This window comes from Pseudomonas oryzihabitans, from assembly GCF_006384975.1.
Classification (GTDB): domain Bacteria; phylum Pseudomonadota; class Gammaproteobacteria; order Pseudomonadales; family Pseudomonadaceae; genus Chryseomonas; species Chryseomonas psychrotolerans_B.
Genome location: NZ_CP021645.1, coordinates 3,482,155 through 3,502,488, shown reverse-complemented (window position 1 = coordinate 3,502,488; position 20,334 = coordinate 3,482,155). Strand labels below are relative to the sequence as shown.

Sequence of the window (20,334 nt, the reverse complement as noted above, 5' to 3'; positions counted from 1 at the left end):
GACGAGAAGCTTCGGTAGCGTTTTTCCGGCATGGAATGGCTGTGTTGGGCTTTCTGGAGGGTACCAGAAACCTTGTGGCCGCCTGTCCGGTCTGAGCGACCGCGAATGCTACCGATCAGAGCTTTATGGCTATCTCAAAAATCGTTGTTCGTGAGACCTGTGACGCTCAAACCTGTAGACTCTCGTCCTGTTTGCGTGCAGGGCAGCGCGGTTGGAGCCAAGATGACTCGCTCGGTGCCCGGGGCTCGTGCCGTTCCACCTCACCCTGGCGATAGATAGTCTCCGATTCATGTGTGACCTAGCTTCAGTCTCCATCATGCTGATCGTGATATCGGCTACTCGCTCTAGCCCTTACGGGGCGCGCGCCCAAAGACGTCTGTCTGACTATCCCGGCGCTAGATCGGCGGCCTGCCCAAAGGTTTCTGCAAGACATTCATTGCTGGCGGTCGTAAAAACTCATACGGCTGCCTGGCGCGTTTCGCTCAGGTGCTCAGGTGGCGAAGCTCTTACATTCTGGTGTGCTCTATGAGTCGAGCATCGTCGGCCAATCGAATTTTTGCGAAAACGCTTCGTGCTCAGTATGGGCGTTTGTCGCTACAAGTGAAGGAGTAGAAATGGGTGGTTTACTGAAAAGCATCTATTTGTATAGAGGTTTCATAATGTCCTCTATACGTAATGAGTTTGTCAGCAGATTTTCTAGAAGCCGTCTGGGCGGAGTATGGATGGTAATTCATCCTCTGGTACAGGTCGCAATCTATGCGCTGATCCTTTCCAATCTACTGGCCGCGAAGTTGCCGGGCATTGACAACAAATATGCCTATGCCATGTATCTGATGGCCGGTATTCTCGCCTGGACCCTGTTTTCCGAAATCGTCGGTCGTTGTCTCACCGTCTTCATCGACAACGGGGGTCTCATCAAGAAGATGCGCTTCCCGAGAATTACCCTGCCGGTCATCGTAGTAGGGTCCTGCCTGATCAATTATGCAATCCTGCTCGTGTGCATCGTGACCGTCTTTGTGCTGATGGGAAATCGGCCGGGCTTGGAGATTTTCTGGATTCTTCCGATGACGGTATTTGTCGTCGCACTGGCCGTGGGAATAGGTTTGTTGCTCGGCGTGCTCAACGTTTTCGTACGAGACATTGGTCAGGTAGTACCCATTCTCTTACAAGTGCTTTTCTGGTTCACGCCTATCGTCTACCCGCTGAATGTCATCCCAGAGGGCGTAAAAAATCTAGTCTCTTACAATCCTATGTACAAGATCGTAGGCGGATATCACGATATTCTCGTTTACGGACAGGTTCCCGCCATTCAAGGGATGCTATCCGCTTTTCTGATTTCTGTGGTTCTGATGGCGCTTGGCGTTTTCGTGTTCAGACGCGCAGCGCCTGAGATGGTGGACGCGCTATGAGTCTCATGCAGGTTTCCGGAATAGGTAAGGCCTACCGCAACTATCGATCGGAGTGGCAAAGATTTGCTCGCTGGTTTGGCATGAAAACTGTCCCTGCCGAAGAAGTGTGGGTATTGAAGAATGTAAACTTCAGTATCGAAGTAGGACAGGCGATTGGAATTGTCGGCCAAAATGGTGCAGGTAAGTCGACGCTACTGAAGATGATTACCGGAACCCTCCAGCCTACCGAGGGCACCATCAAGGTGAATGGCCGAATCGCTGCCATCCTCGAATTGGGAATGGGCTTCAATCCAGAATTGACGGGACGACAAAATGCCTACCATGCGGCCGGCCTCATGGGGTATTCGGCGGAACAGATTCGCCAAGCCATGCCTGAAATATACGAATTCGCCGAAATTGGTCATTACTTCGATGAAGCGGTAAGAACTTATTCGAGCGGCATGCAAATGCGCGTGGCTTTCGCAGTAGCTACCGCGTTTCGCCCGGAAATTCTTATCGTGGACGAAGCGCTGTCGGTAGGTGATGCGTATTTCCAGCACAAAAGTTTTAATCGAATCAAGGAGTTTCAAGAGCAGGGTACGACCCTGCTTATCGTCTCGCATGACCGAGCTTCGATACAGGTCTTGTGTGATCGTGCCATTCTGTTGGAAAAAGGTACTGTCATAAAAGACGGTGGGCCGGAAGAGGTCATGGACTTCTATAATGCGCTGATCGCCGAGAAAGAAAACAGCACAGTGCAAATCAAACAAATGGCGGACGGTAGAACTCAGACGGTTTCGGGAACTGGCGAAATAACGGTCGAGGAAATAGCCATACTGAACGATGCAGGAATGCCCATCGAATATGTAGACGTAGGGCAGCCTGTCATTTTGAGAGTCGTAGCCAAGGCTCATCAAGATGTTGAGCGGCTGGTGTTGGGTTATGGGATCAAAGATCGGCTCGGTCAGGTCATGTATGGCACCAATACTCACCTGAAGGATCAGGCGCTTGAGAATGTAAGAGCGGGCGAGCGTGTAGAGTTCAAGATCGTCTTTGATATGAATCTCGGGCCTGGTAGCTATTCTATTCAGACCGCGCTGTGCAGCACGGATACCCATCTGGTCAACAATTACGAGTGGCGAGACATGGCATTGGTATTCAATGTTATGAATGTCGATAAGGATCACTTTGCCGGCTGTGCCTGGATGGATCCGGTGATAGAGGTGACCGTGGCATGACGTTTGTCTCCTACGCGCAAAACTTCGAGGACGTCCTACTGTGGCGTGCCTTGAAAGACATCAAGCACGGTTTCTATATCGACATCGGTGCCCAGGATCCGATTGTCGACTCGGTTAGCTTGGCTTTCTACCAGCATGGTTGGCGTGGCGTGCATGTCGAGCCCACCCCGCAATATGCCGAACGGTTGAAAGAGCAACGCCCCGACGAGACTGTGGAGCGTCTGGCCATAGGCTCTTCCGAAGGCAGTCTGACGTTCTTCCAGATTCCTGATACCGGGCTCTCCACCGCGGATGCTGAAATTGCCAATCGCCATCGGGCGGCTGGTCGTTCAGTCATCGAAACCCAGGTGGAAGTCCTGGGCTTGGACGGTCTGCTCGATCGCTATGACTACAAGATCGTGCATTGGCTAAAGATCGATGTAGAGGGTTTTGAAAAGCAGGTGCTCGAAAGCTGGAAGTCTTCCCCGGTCAGGCCCTGGATATTGTTGATTGAAAGCACCGCCCCTGGAACCCAGACGCAGACCCATCAAGTCTGGGAGCCCTTGATATTGGAAAAAGGCTATCGCTATGCCTATTTCGACGGACTGAATCGCTATTACGTTCACGAAAAGCGCTCCGAACTCCTTGACCATTTTCAGCTGCCAGTCAGTATTTTCGATGAATTCTTTCTCAGCGGAACGGCGTCGCAACCCTACTGCGACCTGCTCAAAGGCCAGTTGCAAGATCTTGGCGTCGAGCGAGATCTTTTGCGCTCCCAGTCTGAGCAGCAGGGGGCCGACTTGCTGGAAGCGCGAGCGCGCATAGAGACGCTTGCGCTGGAGGTGCCCGCGCTGGATGCACGTGCCTTGGCAGCCGAGGCCGCTAAGGCGGATCTTTTGAAAGTCACTGCCCAAGTGACCTCCGATTTGGAGCAAAGCGAACAAGAGAAAGCCCTGCTGACCGAACGGCTCAACGAATCGCTAAGTAACGCCCATCACTGGTGGCTGCGTGCAGTTGATGCCCAAGTCCAGGTAGAGGCTATCCACGCCAGCAGCTCTTGGCGGCTGACTCGTCCCTGGCGCTTCTTGGGTAGACAGAGGCATCAGATGGGCGCCGGCTTTCTGCGAGGAAGTCTGACGGCCCGTTCATCGGCGAAGGCGATTCTGCGCAAACCCCTGACCTGTGGTCTGGCTTGGCTGAGTCGCCATCCGCGCTTGTTGGAGATGCTCTCGTCAGGACTACGCAAGGCGCCTTTTCTGCATGGCGTGACGCGCAAACTTTATCGACGCTTCGTTGCCAGCCCTGCGTCGCCTGCTCAGGCTCCACGTCCTTGCGACATCGATAACACGCCGCCGGACCAGGATGAGCTTACTCGTGGAGCTCGGCACGTTCTTGCGCAATTGGATGCCAGGCAAGGTTCGAATATTAAGGATGTCGGCTGATGCGAATAGTCATAGATTTGCAAGCTGCGCAGGCCGAAAACCGCAAGCGTGGTATTGGACGATATGCGTTGTCCTTGGTCGAGGGTCTCATCAAGGCTGCCGGAGAATACGAAGTCATTTTGATGCTTTCGGATGCCTTCCCTGAGACCGTCATGCCGCTAAGGAAGCAATTCGGTGCGCTGCTGCCCGCAGAAAACCTACGCGTATGGACGGCGCCTAGACATACCGCTTTCCTCCACGAAGATACGGAGCAGCAGCGACAGGCCGCTGAGCTGGTGAGAGAAGCATTCATTGTCAGTCTCGATCCCAGCGTGGTTCTGGTACTTAGCCTGTTCGAGGGTTTGGTGGATGACGCCGTCACCAGCATTGGTCTGTTGGACAGGTCCATACCCACGGTAGCTGTGCTCTATGATCTCATTCCGCTGATCAACAGATCCGTTTATTTGGAAAACCCGAAGGTAGAGCGCTGGTACGAAAGCAAGCTGAATCACCTGCGAAGAGCTGCGCGGGTACTGTCGATCTCGGACTCTTCCCGGCGCGAGGCACTGGATTTTCTTGGCCTGCCGCCAGATAGCGTCGTCAACATCGCCACGGCCGCCGATGCCGGCTTCGTGCCTCAGCAGCTAGCCGATGATGTACGGGCGCCACTGCTGGAGCGCTACGGCCTCACGCGGGAATTCCTGCTCTATACCGGCGGCATCGATCATCGTAAGAACATCGAGCGTCTGATCGAGAGCTACGCCAAGCTGCCTAAGGCCGTTAGAAATACCCATCAATTGGCCATCGTGTGTTCGATCCACGAACAGGACAGGGTGCGCCTGGCAAGTCTGGCCAAGCGCGTGGGCCTGGCCGTTGATGAGCTCGTTTTCACCGGGTATGTCCCTGAGGCAGACCTGGTCGCGCTTTACAATGTTTGCAAGGCGTTCGTCTTCCCCTCCTGGCATGAAGGCTTCGGCTTGCCAGCGCTCGAGGCGATGAGTTGTGGCAAGGCCGTGATCGCGGCCAATACCTCGAGTTTGCCCGAGGTGGTAGGGCGAGCCGATGCGCTCTTCGATCCTTATGACACCGATGCTATGGCTCGGAAGATCGAGCAGCTTTTGGTAGACGTCGACTTCCGTAGCGATCTCGAACGCCATGCACTAAAGCAGAGCCAGGTCTTCTCATGGGCAGCCACAGCAGCTCGCGCTTGGCAAGCTATTGACTCGCTGATCCAAGAGCAGAAAAAGATCCCGCGGCAAGTTAATTACGTGCGGCCTCGCCTGGCGTATTTTTCACCGTTGCCGCCCGAGCGAAGTGGTATCAGCGACTACAGCGCCGAGCTGATTCCCGAATTGAGTCGGCATTACGAGATCGATCTTATCACCGATCAGCCTGCCATCGTTGGGGCTGCTATCACTTCCATCTGCTCGGTTCGCTCAGTGGACTGGTTCGCGCGGCACGCTGGTCGCTACGATCGCATCCTCTACCATTTCGGCAATTCGCTGCTGCACGAACAGATGTTCCCCTTACTGCAGCGTTTTCCGGGGGTCGTGGTCCTACACGACTTTTTCCTGTCAGGTGTCGTTGCCCATCTTGAAGCTCATGGGCTCGTGCCCGGCCTCTGGGTGCAATCGCTGTATCGCTCGCATGGCTATACGGCGGTACAGCATCGCTTCACAGCGCAAGATACTGCGGATGTCGTCTGGCAGTATCCTTGCAATCTACCGGTGCTGGAAAACGCTTTGGGCGTGATCGTGCATTCCGATAGTTCGCGGCGTATGGCAAGGGATTGGTACGGCAATCCGGCAGGCGCTGACTGGTCAGTTATTCCTCTGCTACGTGAACCTGCGCGGCAAGACGGAAAAAATCGGAACGATATTCGCCGCTCCTTGGGGTTCGCCCAAAATGACTTCATCGTCGCGAGCTTTGGCTTACTAGGTCCGACCAAGCTCAACGACCGGTTGCTGGACGCCTGGAATCGATCTTCCCTGTCGAAGGATCGGTCCTGCCGCCTGGTCTTTGTGGGCGAAAACGCTGCCAACGAGTACGGGCGCAGCGTTAAACAAAAGATTGCGCAGAGCGGCAACCCAAAAAACATTAAGATCGTTGGCTGGACCGATGCAGCCGTATTCAAGAGCTATCTGAGCATCGCCGATGTGGGGGTTCAACTTAGAACGCTTTCGCGTGGGGAGACCTCGGCTTCTGCCCTGGATTGCTTGAATTACGGTATTCCGCTGATCGTCAACGCCAATGGTAGTATGGCGGATCTGCCTGACCACTGCACGATGAAGCTCGCCGACGACTTCACCGACGAGGCTCTTACCGAAGCGTTGGAGCGTTTGTGGCAAGACGCCGGGTTGCGGCAATCGTTGGCGACCGGCGGCCAGCAGACCGTACATCAGGACCACGCACCCCGAGAGTGTGCCGACCGCTATTGGCAAAGCATCGAGCGCTACTACGAGCGTGGCAATGCAGTAGGCAAGTTGGCGGCTCGACTCGCGCAGTCGGACATCGCCTCTGCAAACCTGCGTATCGACATTGCTCGTTCCTTCGATTATTCGCATCGCTCGCCTTATCACCAGCGACAACTTCTGGTTGATATTTCCGAACTTATTCAGCGTGACGTGGGTAGTGGAATCCAGCGTGTCGTGCGCGGCATCCTGGGCGAATGGATGCGTAATCCGCCCGCTGGAATACGCATCGAGCCGGTTTACGCGACAATCGGCAAGCCCGGTTACCGATATGCTCGGCGCTTCACATTGAAGTTTCTTGGCTGTCCTGATACGGACCTGCAGGACGATCCGGTGTCCGCCAAGATCGACGATGTGTTCTTCGGATTGGATCTACAACCAATCGTCGTACGCGAGCAAGAGAGCTATTACCAGGCCTTGTATCGTGCAGGCGTACGACTTTCGTTCCTGGTTCACGACCTGTTGCCCATCACGATGCCCGAGTGCTTTTTGCCTGGTGCCTCGGAAATTTTCCAGCAATGGTTGAGAGTTGTAGGTCAATTCGATGGCTTGGTCTGCGTTTCTGCGGCTACTGCGACAGCGGTCCGGAAAGTACTGCCGACGCTTGGATTTGCGGAGGAAAATTTTCCGAGTCTATCCGTTTCTCACAATGGTGGCGACATCGTCAATTCTAAGCCTACCACTGGTCTGCCGCACGATGCCCCACAGCGGTTGGCTACAATACGAGCTGCAGCAAGCTTTCTGATGGTAGGTACGTTAGAGCCGCGGAAAGCCCATGCGCAGGTCTTAAGTGCGATGGAGCACCTGTGGCGCGATGGGCAAAACGCTATCTTAATTATCGTTGGCAAGTCGGGCTGGATGGTCGATGGACTAGTAAAGCGACTCACCGTTCACCCTGAGCTTAATCTACGACTTTTCTGGTTCGACTCTATCAGCGATGAATATCTTGAGTGTCTTTATTCGAACAGTAGCGCACTCATAGCAGCATCACTCGATGAAGGCTTCGGCCTACCGCTTATAGAGGCCGCTCAGCACGGGCTGCCTGTTGTTGCGAGAGATATTCCAGTTTTTAGGGAAGTTGCGGGCGAGTACGCTTACTATTTCGAGGCTCAAACTGCCTCAGAGCTTGCTACGGCGCTTGCTGAGTGGATCCGGTTGAAGGAAGAAAATAATTTGGTAATGTCCCAGAAGATGTCTTGGCTTACCTGGGAAGAAAGTGCAAAAAACCTAATGCAAATTGTACTTGGAAAAGCGACATATAAAAATGGACCTATTGGTTCCAAGTAGGATGTTAGTATGCGGTTAATTTTACTTGACTGCTATCGGAAAAGAGGACTTGCCGATAGCAACTGTCGATATACAAATAGGATCATTTTTCAGTACGCTTAGAGATCAATATGGCTAACAATTTCATCGCACGCATGGTCAATATTGTTTATTTGGTATCTATGCCAGGGATTGCTTATCCTGTAGCCAAGGCGACTAGCTCCCTAGTTCTTGTTAGATTGATCAAAAGGGCATTAAGCTAAAATGGGTGCCCTAAATTTCAATATTCATTTTAGTTTTATTATTTAATTTATAGGGCAACTATATGAAGAAGACGCAATTGACCTTTGCTTGGTTCATGCTTTTCATAATGTCAGGATTCTTAATATTCAAAACACATCTGCATAGTGACTTGCTGTTTTTAGATAGTTTAATGGTTGATTTGTTTGCGCACGACGGCCACTGGCGAGATTGGAAAATAACGCCTGCTCCAGCCTATATGCCTGACATGTTGGTGTATTTCCTTGCATATTGGGTGCTGCCTAGCGCTGCGCTAAGAGTGGTTTTCGTATGTGCAGCGCAGGTATTGTTATTGGCTGGAGCAATTCTTCATCTTGCGAAAGCGTTGCAACCTACAATTTCCAGCGGTACTAAGATTGTAATACTCGCGTGCTTAACAATAGTGACCTTTATTGCATCTCATTCGGGGATGTGGCTATTCTTCAATAGTACAAACAATCATTTCGCTGCATTGCTTTTTCCAATTTTAGGCCTTTCACTTGTAATCGGTCTGGTTAGCCGTGATCGAGGCGTTAACTACCTTCTTTTATTCTTTTGTACTCTGGCAGGTACCACATCTACTTCCATATTCGTATTGGCTTTTACCCTACCCATAATGATTATGGGTATTGTAATTTTATTATTGACGCGTTTTTCCATGGTTAAATTAAGGGTATGGGGAAAGGTGTTGGCTGTTGTTTGCTTAGGGCACGTATGTTCGATCTTCGTCAATCGCCTGCTAGTTTCTTATGATTCATTAAGTGGTCGCGCCCCAATGAATCTTGAAGGTGCCTTGACGGCTGCCAAGTATCTATACACGGCTACTCTAAATGTTTTTGCCAGGGATAACCCTTATACCTTTTTGCTAGCGATTGTAACTGCTTTTAGTATCGCCTGGCTGTTGCTTAGTTGTTTCTCCTACTTGTATCTAGATAAAGCTCGCGAGCAAAGTAATTCTTATGCGCTGGTGTTTCGGTTTCCTAGTAAAGAGTTACAGTTCTTTTTAGGGTTTTTTTTCCTATGTTTAGCAATTCCAATCTCTATTCTTGGAGTTGTAGCTTCAGGTGGTTTTCTCGATTTTGCAGGCTATCGATACTTTGCATTCCCTATATTTCTTGCTATGCTGTTGTGTATTTTGAAGTTAAGTAATTACAACCTATTCGAGGTGGTTTTAGTTAGATGGCTGGTAATTGGTTTTATAGCATTGATGGTGGCTTATGCATTGTCTTCGCTAAAATCCCAATTGTCCACCAGTGGTAGAGGGGATTATGCAGTGCTGATGCAAAAAGGTATCAGAGGGCCCTCTGACGATATTGCCAGTTGCATTGACGATGTCGCCGGGAAAGGGTACGAGCTCGGATCCGGAATCGCTGACTTTTGGAGCGCTCGCGGTGTGTCTTATAAATCCAGCTTTTCTCCTTACATCTTGCCAGTATTGCAGAGTGCTGAACCTTTTTTCCATATGATGACGTTGGGGCCGTTGATCGAGCCAAAACGATATGCTCTTAAGTCTTATAACTTTGCAATTATGAACCGTTCAGGCACTAAGTCTCAGTTTGATCTAATGCCTGAGACAATAGGTCGTATATTGCCAAAACCTGATCAAGTTTTTACCTGTGCAGGCAGCGACTCAGAAGTTTGGTTTTACGCTGATCAACGGCTGAACAATTTTATGCAAGCCAAAATTGATGTGTTTTTAAGTCGAGTAGGGAGGTTCCGCCGATATGTTATTGCGGGCGATCAAGTGCTTGGCCTTGTAGGTACCGCCGAACAGTATGAGCGCAGAGCTGTAGCAGGTAAGGATAGTGAGGGATTTTTAATGTATGGGCCCTATATTGATCTTCCCCCGGGCGAGTACCAGGTTACTATTGACTACAGCGCCAGTGCCTCAGGAAGTCGTTGGGATGTAGGTAGATTCAATAATCCCGAACAAAACTTAACAATCTCTTCGGGAGATTTTCTGACAACAGAAAATTCGACTACAAAGCACTTTACCCTAAAAAATAGAATAGAACAGTTTGAAATAAGAGCTTGGTACAATGGTCACGGCAATTTATCTATACGCAAAGTCGATATTTTGCGGGTGACTGAGAAATGATGCTAGCGCCTAGACTTGAGAAGCGGCCAGAATTGAGGCTTCTTTTGGGATTTGTGTTCGTTTCTGGGCTAGGATGGATTAGTGACATCCTGACATATTTCTTGGCGATACATGTCTTCCTAGCGTCTGCCTTTTCAGCAAATGTTTTGTCTTCTTTCATAGGTGTCACGTTGGTGTGGTTCCTGTCAATAAAATCGGTTTTTAATGTGGCCTCTAAAAACAGAAGTTATTTCTTGGTTTTGTACTGGGGTTGGCAAGCTATTTCTATCTTTTTATACTCTAAAATAATACAGGGGGTAGATGGCTTTCTGGTCCAGTACTTTGCGAGTAGAGTTTTGGGTTTATATTCTTCAATAATTGCCAAAATCGTAGTCACCCCTATCAATCTATTGTCCAACTTTCTGTTTATGCGCTGGCTTACTGGTTTTATTAAGATGGTCGTTAAGGGGGCTTGAGTGGATCAAATGGAAAGAAGTGAACGCGTTTTGGTTTTTATTCCCGCCTATCGGTGTCAAGCGCAGATTACTAGAGTAATCGGTCAATTCGATGCTGAAGTCCAAGCATTAGTCGATACCGTTATTGTTATTGATAATATTTCTCCAGATGGCACCTTGCAGGCTGCGATAGATTCGGCCGCTAGTATCAATAATTGTAGATTTATCGCTTGGAGAAACGATGAGAATTATGGACTTGGAGGCTCGCACAAGGCAGCTTTCCGTTATGCCTTGGAGAAAGGCTACGAATACCTAGTTGTTTTGCATGGCGACGATCAGGCAGATATACATGATCTCATTCCTGCTCTAAAAAAACAGACGCACAGAAAAGTGGATTGCTTGCTAGGGGCTCGCTTTATGAAAGGTAGCCGCTTGATGGGATATTCGAAGATCCGCACCCTCGGCAATAGGGTTTATAATGTGCTATTTGGATTAGTGGCAAACAAGCGGGTCTACGATCTTGGGTCTGGTTTGAATCTGTACAGGCTGGAACCTTTTAGAGAGTTTTATTATAAGAAATTTCCCGACGACTTGACTTTTAATTACGTTATGCTGCTAGCTAGCTTTCATCGCAAACATAATGTTGAGTTTTTCCCAATTAGTTGGAGAGAGGAAGATCAGGCATCTAATGTAAGATTGTTTCGTCAGGCTTTCAAGGTCCTAGGTTTGCTTGGAGGCTGCCTATTCAAAGGTGATAAATTTTTCGAGGAAGAGATGCGTAGAAAAGTAGTTTCTTCATATAGTGGAAAGATTGCGTGCAATAAAGATGCTCATGAATAAGCGCGTGCTACTAGTTTTTTTTCTGTTCTTTATTTTTGCTTCCCTTGCTGTGTGGCTTTTTTTATTTAAGTCTTCTATATTTCATCTTTTTGTAAGTGAGCAGCCTTTTGCGCTATTGTGTATAGTTGCGCTTTATTTTTCTTCACATAGTGTCCGTATGTTACGGTTGTCTTTGTTGACGTTGGATGAAAGAGAAAAAGCGTTGTCGCTTATGGGGGCTCATGCATTAACCGCATTCCCAAGTGCTTTCTTACCTTTTAAAATAGGTGAATTTTTGCGATTGGGCGGATTTTTTTATGTTTATAGCGGAAGAAGAAAAGCCTTGGCGATTTGGCTGGCCGAAAGATTCTCGGATATTGTTGTGCTTGTCCTTTGCATTGTTGGCTTTTATATTTTCAACGTTGAAGTTCCGGCCGAAATGCGTGCAGTTTTCATGGTTTTTCTCTCTGCTTGTCTCCTAGGGCTGTTTGGAATGTTCGCCGTCTCAAAGGTGTTCGTTTATCTTAATAGGCATCTCGTGTTAGTGAGCCACAGTAGCCGCGGTCTTTCACTCCTTAAAGTCAGTCATGGGCTGCGCCTTTTAGAAGCTGATGTCGTCAAATCCGTCGAGGGGCGTCTGTCCGGTATTCTTCTGCTAACTATTCTTGTTTGGGCCCTTGAAATGCTGGCTATCGCTGTATTTGTGAAAGTTATCGAAGCAAATGAGCCCAGCATGGCCAGTTTGTTTTATTCGATTTTGTTAGGTGGTTTAACAGACGGTTCTAATACTCAATTGAACGTGTTTGGTCTGCATCAGTCGCTGGCGCTCGCCTTGTTAGCGTCCGTTTTCCTGGTACTTGCTGGTACAGCTACTTTGCTAAAGGAATCTAGGTCTCAAGATGCTAGATAATCAGAAAAATATATTATTGATATTCGATGATCGCGAGACGGTCAGCGGTGACGTCAGAAACCTAGTTGGCCATCGTCGATACGGCGAGATTGTATTTAAACGAAAAACGCTTGTTCAACATTTTATTAGTGCAGTTCCGGATTGGATGAGCAAAAACTTCATTCATTTGCGAGGTGCGGACGATCTCCCTGAGCTGCGAAGTACTCTAGAAACGAGCAGCGAGTCTACAGCAGTCTGTGTAGTGGCAGGGCGAGCAGGATTTCGCCAATTGCAATACTTGAATCAGCTCATGCAGCGAATGCCCTATGCTGAGGAAGATTTCATAGATCGCCTGTATAAGCCACTGATCTTATTTCTGCAAAATGCTCACTTTTTGGTGGAGAATTGGTCAGCTTTTGTGGCTAGTCCGCTGCACATTTGGGACCGTGCATGGCAAGGTTTTCAGCGAGTGCAATCTATTGAGCCATTTGATCTTTCCAATATAAGAGATTTCCTGTCATTCACCTGTGACTCGACGGCCACTCGGCATTTCAACGAGGTACAGATCGATACATTCTTCTACACGAAGCGCTCTACAGATAAGCGCAAGATGTTAGCTGAGTATTCTTTTTACAATATTGTTCCTGAGTCTATGCGGCCTTGGCTCATTCAGCCATTTGATTACCAGGACGAAGGTGGGCGGGCATCATATAAAATGATGCGTTACTACCTCGCTGATGCAGCGTTACAATGGGTGCATGGGGCATTTGAAAACGATACTTTCGAGCCCTTTGTTGAGCGTATTTTATTTTTTCTCGCGTCTCGACCCCAGCAGCCCCGAAGTAAAGAAGACGTTGCACTAGTTGCAAAAAGGCTGTTCGTTGATAAGGTGATGGAAAGGGCAGAAGAATTTCTTTCCCTTGAGAGGGGTCGTAGCATTAATGATTTAGTAAAGAGCGCTACACCGCATTTTGAGTTGAATAGCCAAGTTGAGCGTTATATTAGATTGTATCATCGTCACAAAAAATCATTTGAACAGGCATATTTGGTTGTTGGTCATGGTGATCCATGTTTTTCGAATATTTTGTACGACCAGCAGCGCTATTTACTTAAGCTTATCGATCCCAAGGGAGCTGTAAGCCAGGACGAGATGTGGACTCATCCGCTCTATGATCTCTGCAAGATCTCACATAGTGTCATGGGTGATTATGATTTCATAAATAATGGGCTCTATGAAGTTGGCTTTACAGATGAGATTACTCTTAAGCTAACAATCAATCAAGGCAATATGTCGAGCCTCAAGCAACTTTTCTTGAAGTCTATAGCGGCCCAAGGTTACAACGCAAGAATCATGCGTTTAGGGGAGGCATCATTATTCTTATCCATGCTTCCATTGCATATAGATCATCCCAAGAAAATAATGGCTTTCCTAGTAACGTCTGGGAAAATACTTGACGAGATTGAATATGGACAGCTACCTAGATAAAACCGACGGGGTTTTAGTAGTGGACGTCGACGGCACGCTTTGCGAGATCAAAGTGGAAGGGCAAACCTATGCTGACGTCGAACCCAAGATCGCGATGATCGAAAAGCTTAGGGAATATAAAGATAAGGGCTATAAGATACTATTGTTTACGGCGCGTAGTATGCGGACGTACAACAATAATGTCGGTATGGTGAATAAGCATACTGCTCCCGTTTTGTTAGAATGGCTGGAGAGATGGGAGGTTCCTTACGACGAGATTTTGTTCGGTAAACCCTGGCCCAGGAAGCGTGGTTTTTACATTGACGATCGCGCTATTCGTCCGAACGAGTTCCTTGCGCTCAGCGAAGAAGAAATTCAGAACCTGCTTGGTCAGGAATAGGAGCGATCAAAGTGTCAGTTAATATCGTCATCACAATGGCGGGGCGGGGATCACGCTTCACTGATGCCGGGTATTTGGTACCGAAGTACGAGATACTTGCGCATGGTAAAAGTTTGTTCGACTGGTCAATGCTATCGCTGAAGAATTTTTTTTCTCCTGATTGTTGCGTAATTTTCGTTTGCCTGAAAAGTAATGGATCTGCTGAATACGTCCATAAGCGCTGCCACAGCCTAGGTTTAAAGAATGTTCAAGTAATTGAATTGGATAGCATTACAGACGGTCAGGCTACGAGCGCCTACCTGACAAAGGATTTATGGCGAGCAGATTGGCCTTTACTCATATACAATATCGATACTTTTGTTACGCCATCTTCTCTGAGCCCTGATTTCATCAGGGAAGGCTCTGATGCATGGGTTCCATGTTTTCAGGTTCCTGGGGATCATTGGAGTTTTGTCAAACTTGGTTCTGACCAATGGGCAACTGAATTTTCTGAAAAAAGAAGAATATCTAATTTCGCTTCGATTGGGCTTTATTGGTTTGCGAGAGCAGAATATTTTTCTCAAGCATATGAAAGCTTTTTTTCCAAGCCTGATAGTTTGGTTAAAGGTGAACGCTATATTGCTCCGCTCTATCAAGAATTACTTTTTCAAGGGCTGAAAATTTCGATTTTAGATCTGCCAGTTGAGGACGTCCATGTGCTGGGTACTCCTCAAGAGCTCGATTCCTTCCTACAAAAATCTCCTAACCAATTTGAGGGCATGGCCGATCTCTGAAATTCTCGTGGAAGCTGCCGGGACAACGGGTATCCTGTGAGGCGGCATATATGTGTTCTATGATTGAGTTAGGGTTCAATTGACTTTGGGTACATCTATGAAAGCTATCATCACCGGCATCACAGGCCAGGACGGCGCCTACCTGGCACAGCTGCTGCTGGAAAAAGGCTACACCGTCTATGGCACCTACCGCCGTACCAGCTCGGTCAACTTTTGGCGTATCGAAGAGGTCGGTGTCGCTGGCCATCCCAGCCTGCACCTGGTCGAGTATGACCTGACCGACCTGTCCGCCAGCATTCGCCTGCTGCAGACCACCGAAGCTACCGAGGTATACAACCTGGCCGCCCAGAGCTTCGTGGGCGTGTCCTTCGACCAGCCGGTGACCACTGCTGAAATTACCGGCGTCGGCCCGGTGAACCTGCTCGAAGCCATCCGCATCGTCAATCCGAAGATCCGCTTTTACCAGGCGTCCACCTCGGAGATGTTCGGTAAGGTTCAGGCGATTCCGCAGATCGAGAGCACTCCTTTCTATCCGCGTAGCCCCTACGGCGTGGCCAAGCTCTATGCCCATTGGATGACCATCAACTACCGCGAGTCCTACGGCATCTTTGGCACCAGCGGCATCCTCTTCAACCACGAATCCCCGCTGCGCGGCCGTGAGTTCGTGACCCGCAAGATCACCGACAGCATCGCCAAGATCAAGCTGGGCAAACTGGACGTGCTGGAGCTGGGCAACCTCGACGCCAAGCGTGACTGGGGTTTTGCCAAGGAATACGTCGAAGGCATGTGGCGCATGCTGCAGGCCGACAAGCCCGACACCTACGTGTTGGCTACCAACCGTACCGAAACTGTACGGGACTTCGTCAGCCTGGCGGCCAAAGCCGTGGACATCCAGCTGGAATGGAAAGGCGAAGCGGACAAGGAAGAAGGCTACTGCACCCACAGCGGCAAGAAGATCGTCGCCGTGAATCCCAAATTCCACCGTCCCGCCGAAGTGGACCTGCTGATCGGCAACCCCGAGAAGGCCAAGCGTGAGCTGGGCTGGGAGCCCAAGACGACCCTGGAGCAACTGTGCCAGATGATGGTCGAGGCTGACCTGCGTCGCAACGAACAGGGCTTCTCGTTCTAACCAAGGGGATAGGCATGCCAACCGCTCTGGTCACAGGCGCATCGGGTTTCACAGGACGCTATCTCATCCAGGCGCTCAAGGCGCGGGGATTCAAAGTAGTCGGATTCGGTAGTGGTACTACCGATGCGGATGTCACCTTGGCATGCGATCTCACCGACAAGGCGGCCGTCGCTGCCGCCGTGGCGCAGGCGCAACCGGATTGGGTCATCCATCTGGCGGCGCTGGCCTTTGTTGGCTATGCCGATCAGGAGGCTTTTTACCGGGTGAACCTGTTCGGCACGTTGAATTTGTTGGAGGCGCTCGGCGCACTCGAGCGTCAACCTCAGCGGGTACTTATCGCGAGTAGTGCCAATATCTACGGTACTCCTGGTATCGAGGTAATCGACGAGTCGGTCTGCGCGGCGCCCGTCAACCACTACGCGTGCAGCAAACTGGCCATGGAACACATGGTCGCCACCTGGTACGACCGCCTGCCCATCGTCATCACCCGGCCGTTCAACTACACCGGGCCAGGGCAGGATGAGCGTTTCCTAATCCCCAAGATCGTGGGGCATTTCGCCCGCGGCGAGCGGGTGATCGAGTTGGGCAATCTGGATGTGAGCCGGGACTTCTCGGACGTCCGCGACCTGGCCCAGGCCTACCTAGGGCTGCTCGCCAGTGACTACCGTTCGAGCTCCGTCAATGTCTGCTCCGGCAACGCGACGGCGCTGCGGACCATCATCAAGACGATGGAGCGCATTGCGGGTTATTCGATAGAGGTCAGGGTCAATCCGGCCTTTGTGCGGGCCAATGAGATTCCTACGCTCCGCGGCAGTGATGCACGCCTGCGCGAAGTGGTGGGGGGCAGGGATCTGATTCCTCTGGAGCGGACGCTCCAAGATCTCTACGCAGCCCTGGGACGCGGTCGTTGACAGTCTTGAAAATCGGATTAGGTACTACGGTCTGGTCTTCCGGCGTAGCCAAAGGTCATCTCGATGGCATCGGTATCTATACCCAGTCGCTATGCAAGGGGCTGATGGCGGTCCCTAACGTCGAGGTCAAGCCATACACCTTCTGCATCCATGCTCCGATGCTGGATTGCGGGCTGCCGGTTAGCCTGGCGACTCGGTTCCCCGAGTTCGTCCTGAAAAATGCGCTGCTGGGGGCTGATTCTAGGGTCGACCAACGACTGGCGAGTGAAGTCGATATCTTCCACGCGCCGGACCACCATATACCTCGACTCAAGAACGTCGCCATGGTAGCCAGCGTGATGGATCTGATTCCACAGCTCCATCCCGAATGGGTCACGCTCAAACTACGTCGCTTGAAGAACTGGCTGTTCAATCAGAGTGTGGGTTGGGCCGATCAAGTCATTACCATCTCGGAGTACAGCAAGAGAGACATAGTCAGGCTACTCGGCATCGCGGAAGAGCGGGTCCATGTCACGCCGCTTGGCGTTGATATGTCGTATTTTGTTCGGCAATCTGAGGTTATTCGCCAGGATGTGTTGTGCAAGCATGGCCTGGAGCCCGGCTTTTTCCTCTTTGTCGGTACTCTGCAACCGCGCAAGAATCTCGCGGCGGTACTGGCCGCCCATGCTCACCTACCAGAGGCCCTGCGCAAGCAGCATCCTTTGGTCGTGGTAGGGCGCAACGGGTGGCGTGCCGAAACCTTGGTCAAGGAGTTACGTGCTCTGGAGGCTAGGGGGGAGGGCAAGTGGCTGGAATATCTACCGCAGGAAGATGTCATTGCCTTGCTCCAGAGTGCAGCAGCCCTGGTATTCATGTCGCTGTTCGAAGGCTTTGGTCTGCCAGCGATTGAGGCCTTCGCAGCCCGTTGCCCGGTAATCTGTTCCAACACTACGTCACTGCCGGAGGTGGTCGGCGACGCGGCTTTGCAGGCCGCTCCGCAGGAATCCAAGGCTATAACCCGGGCAATGCTGGAGATACTGGATGATCCTTTGGCAGTGCGTCAGCGAGTAGACGAGGGCGAACGACGTGCCCACGGCTACACCTGGGATGCTTGTGCTGCCCGAACGCTAGAGGTTTATCGCCTGGCTCTGCGAGGACGCTAGCTCCTGATTTAGGCAAGGGCAGCGCGGTAGACCTCAATCAGCTTGCCGGCCATGATCTCGCTGCGGAAATGTGTCTCGAAGCGTACTCGGGCGGCCTGCCCGTAGCGGGTCCGGAGTTCGGCATCCTCCCACAACGTGATCAGTCCTCGGCGCAAAGCTGCGGGTTCGGGCAGCACGCCGATCCCGGTCAGACCGCTGATATTGATCTCGCTCATGCCCGAGCCGATCTCACAACTGAGCATGGGCTTGCCATACATGGCCGCTTCCAGCAGAGCCATGCCAAAGGCTTCAGAGCGCAGGTGCGAGGGGAAGACGAAGCTTTCGCAGCCGGCATACAGCGCTGCTAGATCTTCTTCGCTTTGACGTCCCAGGAAATGGCAGTTCTTCAGACCCAACCGCTCGCACTGAGCGCGGAGGGCTTCTCCTTCCGGCCCATCGCCAACGATGGCCAGCGGATAGTCGAGCCCCTGAAGCGCCTCAAGCAACAGATGCAGCCCTTTGTAGTAGCGCATTACCCCTACGAACAGCAGATAGCGCGGTCCGAGACGCTCACGCCAGTTCGCCACGCGCTGCAGGTCCGCCTCGGGATAGCTGGCTGGATCCAGGCCGTAGGGAATTACCTTTACCTTGCTACCCAGGCGTTGCAGGGTAGGGCTGGACCGGCGATATGGCTCGGTTGCCGCTATTACGCAGGCAGCTTTGCTCAAGAAGCCATGCATCAACGGTGAATAGAGTTTGAGTAGATGGCGCTGCTTAACGATGTCCGAGTGATAGCTCACCAAATAGGGCCTGCCCGGCCGTATCACCAGCTGTAGGACATCCATGAACGGCCACGGGAAGTGAAAGTGCACTAGATCGACGGCGCGGCTTTCCTTGGCGAAGGCTCGGAAGGCGGCCAGGGAAAGTCCGGTCGAGGCGAAGTCGAGGTCCTGCTTCACCCGGCGGACGGGTATGCCGTCTACCTCGAGCTGTTCGGGGTCGGGATGTTTGCTGAGCGTGAGGACTCGATGCTCGATCCCAGAGTTTCTTGTCGCCAGGCATATCTGGCGAATGACATGTTCGATCCCACCATGGGTGTCGGGTAGATACGTCTTGAAGACATGCAAAATGCGCATGATCGATTAGCCCCTAAAAAGGGGAGGCACAATAGCATAAATCTAGTATGATAAGTTTTATAATTTGAAATTTTACTTAAAAATAATTTTGGTTCACGTTCCATGTGGCTGAGGAACAGCCGGCTGCATGCTATGAAAATGCTTGGATCCAGATTTCCAAAAGCTAATGTTATATAAGGCAGATGAAGGATGCACATTTATGATTTATTGAGCTTCGTTCATCAAGGTTAAATTTTCAATAGCTTAAGTATTTTGTCCTGAAGCGCATGGCCAAAGTCTATATAATACTCAGGGCGTTTTAGGGTTAAGTCTCGATGATCTGAGTTTTATATAAAGTGCTTCGGTTTTAATTGCTTTAAGCTTAGTGCGTCGTATTTGGTCGAACGCCACTTACCCATACTGATCGATAGATGCTCAAAGCCAATCAGCGTGGAATCCATCATGAACAGTCGGCTTGCTGCCGCCTAAATAGCCTTCCGGTATAGATACCCTTCGAGCGCTAGCCTCAAGCAGTTGAGATATCGCTTTTGCCTGCTTTCTTTGAGAATGTGATGGAGTAATTTAAGCGCGCGGATATAATTCTGAGATTACTTTGCATTACCGCAAGCGGGAGGGTAGTTCCGCTCGCTCTGCATTATCAACTGTTGGGGGCCGAGCGTAACGGGTATCGAAGAGTATCTGAGTCTAGCACGCTGAGACTAAGTGCAAATTCACTGTATGTGGTAGTTGCAATTTTCGCATTTTAAAAATGTATTAATTTCATGGTCAAAGTATATGCTTTAGGCGAGGTAACACGCAGGCGTCTATCATATAAAACTCGTTCAGGGACTTGGGAATATGCAATCCTTATTTTCTGGAAGGAAATTTACACTGCCGAGTTGACTGGAGCGATATGGTATTAACGCTCGATCTAATTAGAAAATTCTTGGATTACAGGGGCTTAGCAATTCGCCCAAGAGACGCAAGGGCGTGCGTTTTTACACTAGCTTGTCGAAAGCGTGTTTGCCTCGGCCCAGAAACGACAAAGGCCAACCGAAAGGTTGGCCTAAGGTCTTGCAGCGTTTGGTGCCGGCACCAGGAGTCGAACCCGGGACCTACTGATTACAAGTCGGGCGCC

At 50.5% G+C, this 20,334-nt stretch carries 14 protein-coding genes; 13 read left to right on the top strand and 1 reads right to left on the bottom strand.

Features of this window, described 5'->3' with window-relative positions:
* Positions 1-614 precede the first annotated feature (614 nt).
* From CCZ28_RS15735 to CCZ28_RS15675, 13 genes are all read left to right on the top strand, one after another.
* Positions 615-1,409 (top strand): ABC transporter permease, encoded by a 795-nt coding sequence (locus tag CCZ28_RS15735; RefSeq protein ID WP_140219457.1) that lies wholly within the window; start codon positions 615-617, stop codon positions 1,407-1,409.
* On the top strand, positions 1,406-2,626 hold the full coding sequence (locus CCZ28_RS15730; protein ID WP_140219455.1) for an ABC transporter ATP-binding protein: 1,221 nt from the start codon (positions 1,406-1,408) through the stop codon (positions 2,624-2,626). Before CCZ28_RS15735 ends, CCZ28_RS15730 begins: the two co-directional genes overlap by 4 nt.
* Entirely contained in the window at positions 2,623-4,047 is a 1,425-nt protein-coding gene (locus CCZ28_RS15725; RefSeq protein ID WP_140219453.1) for an FkbM family methyltransferase, read from the top strand. Before CCZ28_RS15730 ends, CCZ28_RS15725 begins: the two co-directional genes overlap by 4 nt.
* Complete coding sequence (locus CCZ28_RS15720) at positions 4,047-7,784, top strand: glycosyltransferase (RefSeq protein WP_140219451.1); 3,738 nt, start codon at positions 4,047-4,049, stop codon at positions 7,782-7,784. Before CCZ28_RS15725 ends, CCZ28_RS15720 begins: the two co-directional genes overlap by 1 nt.
* 304 nt (positions 7,785-8,088) lie before the next feature.
* Complete coding sequence (locus CCZ28_RS15715; protein ID WP_140219449.1) at positions 8,089-10,140, top strand: hypothetical protein; 2,052 nt, start codon at positions 8,089-8,091, stop codon at positions 10,138-10,140.
* Between the two features lie 464 nt (positions 10,141-10,604).
* Positions 10,605-11,414 (top strand): glycosyltransferase family 2 protein, encoded by an 810-nt coding sequence (locus tag CCZ28_RS15710; RefSeq protein WP_140221368.1) that lies wholly within the window; start codon positions 10,605-10,607, stop codon positions 11,412-11,414.
* The gene (locus CCZ28_RS15705) at positions 11,407-12,303 is read left to right on the top strand and encodes a lysylphosphatidylglycerol synthase domain-containing protein (RefSeq protein WP_167509248.1); all 897 of its coding nucleotides are present in this window, start codon (positions 11,407-11,409) and stop codon (positions 12,301-12,303) included. The genes CCZ28_RS15710 and CCZ28_RS15705 overlap by 8 nt, the downstream gene beginning before the upstream one ends.
* On the top strand, positions 12,293-13,768 hold the full coding sequence (locus tag CCZ28_RS15700; protein ID WP_140219444.1) for a hypothetical protein: 1,476 nt from the start codon (positions 12,293-12,295) through the stop codon (positions 13,766-13,768). Before CCZ28_RS15705 ends, CCZ28_RS15700 begins: the two co-directional genes overlap by 11 nt.
* Positions 13,749-14,147 carry a capsular biosynthesis protein gene (locus CCZ28_RS15695; protein ID WP_140219442.1) on the top strand — a complete coding sequence of 133 codons (399 nt, stop codon included), beginning with the start codon at positions 13,749-13,751 and terminating at the stop codon, positions 14,145-14,147. Before CCZ28_RS15700 ends, CCZ28_RS15695 begins: the two co-directional genes overlap by 20 nt.
* Positions 14,148-14,158: 11 nt before the next feature.
* Positions 14,159-14,920, top strand: coding sequence for a glycosyltransferase family 2 protein (locus CCZ28_RS15690; RefSeq protein WP_205894590.1), 762 nt, complete (start codon positions 14,159-14,161; stop codon positions 14,918-14,920).
* A gap of 97 nt (positions 14,921-15,017) precedes the next feature.
* Positions 15,018-16,049: a GDP-mannose 4,6-dehydratase gene (gene gmd / locus CCZ28_RS15685; protein ID WP_140219440.1), complete on the top strand. Its 1,032-nt coding sequence runs from the start codon at positions 15,018-15,020 to the stop codon at positions 16,047-16,049.
* Between the two features lie 14 nt (positions 16,050-16,063).
* Complete coding sequence (locus CCZ28_RS15680) at positions 16,064-16,960, top strand: NAD-dependent epimerase/dehydratase family protein (RefSeq protein WP_140219438.1); 897 nt, start codon at positions 16,064-16,066, stop codon at positions 16,958-16,960.
* Positions 16,961-16,965: 5 nt separating this feature from the next.
* Positions 16,966-18,102 (top strand): glycosyltransferase family 4 protein, encoded by a 1,137-nt coding sequence (locus CCZ28_RS15675; protein ID WP_167509302.1) that lies wholly within the window; start codon positions 16,966-16,968, stop codon positions 18,100-18,102.
* Positions 18,103-18,110: 8 nt separating this feature from the next.
* Here CCZ28_RS15675 and CCZ28_RS15670 read toward each other — a convergent pair whose 3' ends face one another.
* Positions 18,111-19,217 (bottom strand): glycosyltransferase, encoded by a 1,107-nt coding sequence (locus CCZ28_RS15670; RefSeq protein WP_140219434.1) that lies wholly within the window; start codon positions 19,215-19,217, stop codon positions 18,111-18,113.
* Positions 19,218-20,334 lie beyond the last annotated feature (1,117 nt).

Bases quoted from the DNA above. Each gene is read 5' to 3' on its own strand.
- CCZ28_RS15735 (WP_140219457.1), top strand. From the start codon at position 615: ATGGGTGGTTTACTGAAAAGCATCTATTTGTATAGAGGTTTCATAATG.
- CCZ28_RS15730 (WP_140219455.1), top strand. From the start codon at position 1,406: ATGAGTCTCATGCAGGTTTCCGGAATAGGTAAGGCCTACCGCAACTAT.
- CCZ28_RS15725 (WP_140219453.1), top strand. From the start codon at position 2,623: ATGACGTTTGTCTCCTACGCGCAAAACTTCGAGGACGTCCTACTGTGG.
- CCZ28_RS15720 (WP_140219451.1), top strand. From the start codon at position 4,047: ATGCGAATAGTCATAGATTTGCAAGCTGCGCAGGCCGAAAACCGCAAG.
- CCZ28_RS15715 (WP_140219449.1), top strand. From the start codon at position 8,089: ATGAAGAAGACGCAATTGACCTTTGCTTGGTTCATGCTTTTCATAATG.
- CCZ28_RS15710 (WP_140221368.1), top strand. From the start codon at position 10,605: ATGGAAAGAAGTGAACGCGTTTTGGTTTTTATTCCCGCCTATCGGTGT.
- CCZ28_RS15705 (WP_167509248.1), top strand. From the start codon at position 11,407: ATGAATAAGCGCGTGCTACTAGTTTTTTTTCTGTTCTTTATTTTTGCT.
- CCZ28_RS15700 (WP_140219444.1), top strand. From the start codon at position 12,293: ATGCTAGATAATCAGAAAAATATATTATTGATATTCGATGATCGCGAG.
- CCZ28_RS15695 (WP_140219442.1), top strand. From the start codon at position 13,749: ATGGACAGCTACCTAGATAAAACCGACGGGGTTTTAGTAGTGGACGTC.
- gmd (WP_140219440.1), top strand. From the start codon at position 15,018: ATGAAAGCTATCATCACCGGCATCACAGGCCAGGACGGCGCCTACCTG.
- CCZ28_RS15680 (WP_140219438.1), top strand. From the start codon at position 16,064: ATGCCAACCGCTCTGGTCACAGGCGCATCGGGTTTCACAGGACGCTAT.
- CCZ28_RS15670 (WP_140219434.1), bottom strand. From the start codon at position 19,217: ATGCGCATTTTGCATGTCTTCAAGACGTATCTACCCGACACCCATGGT.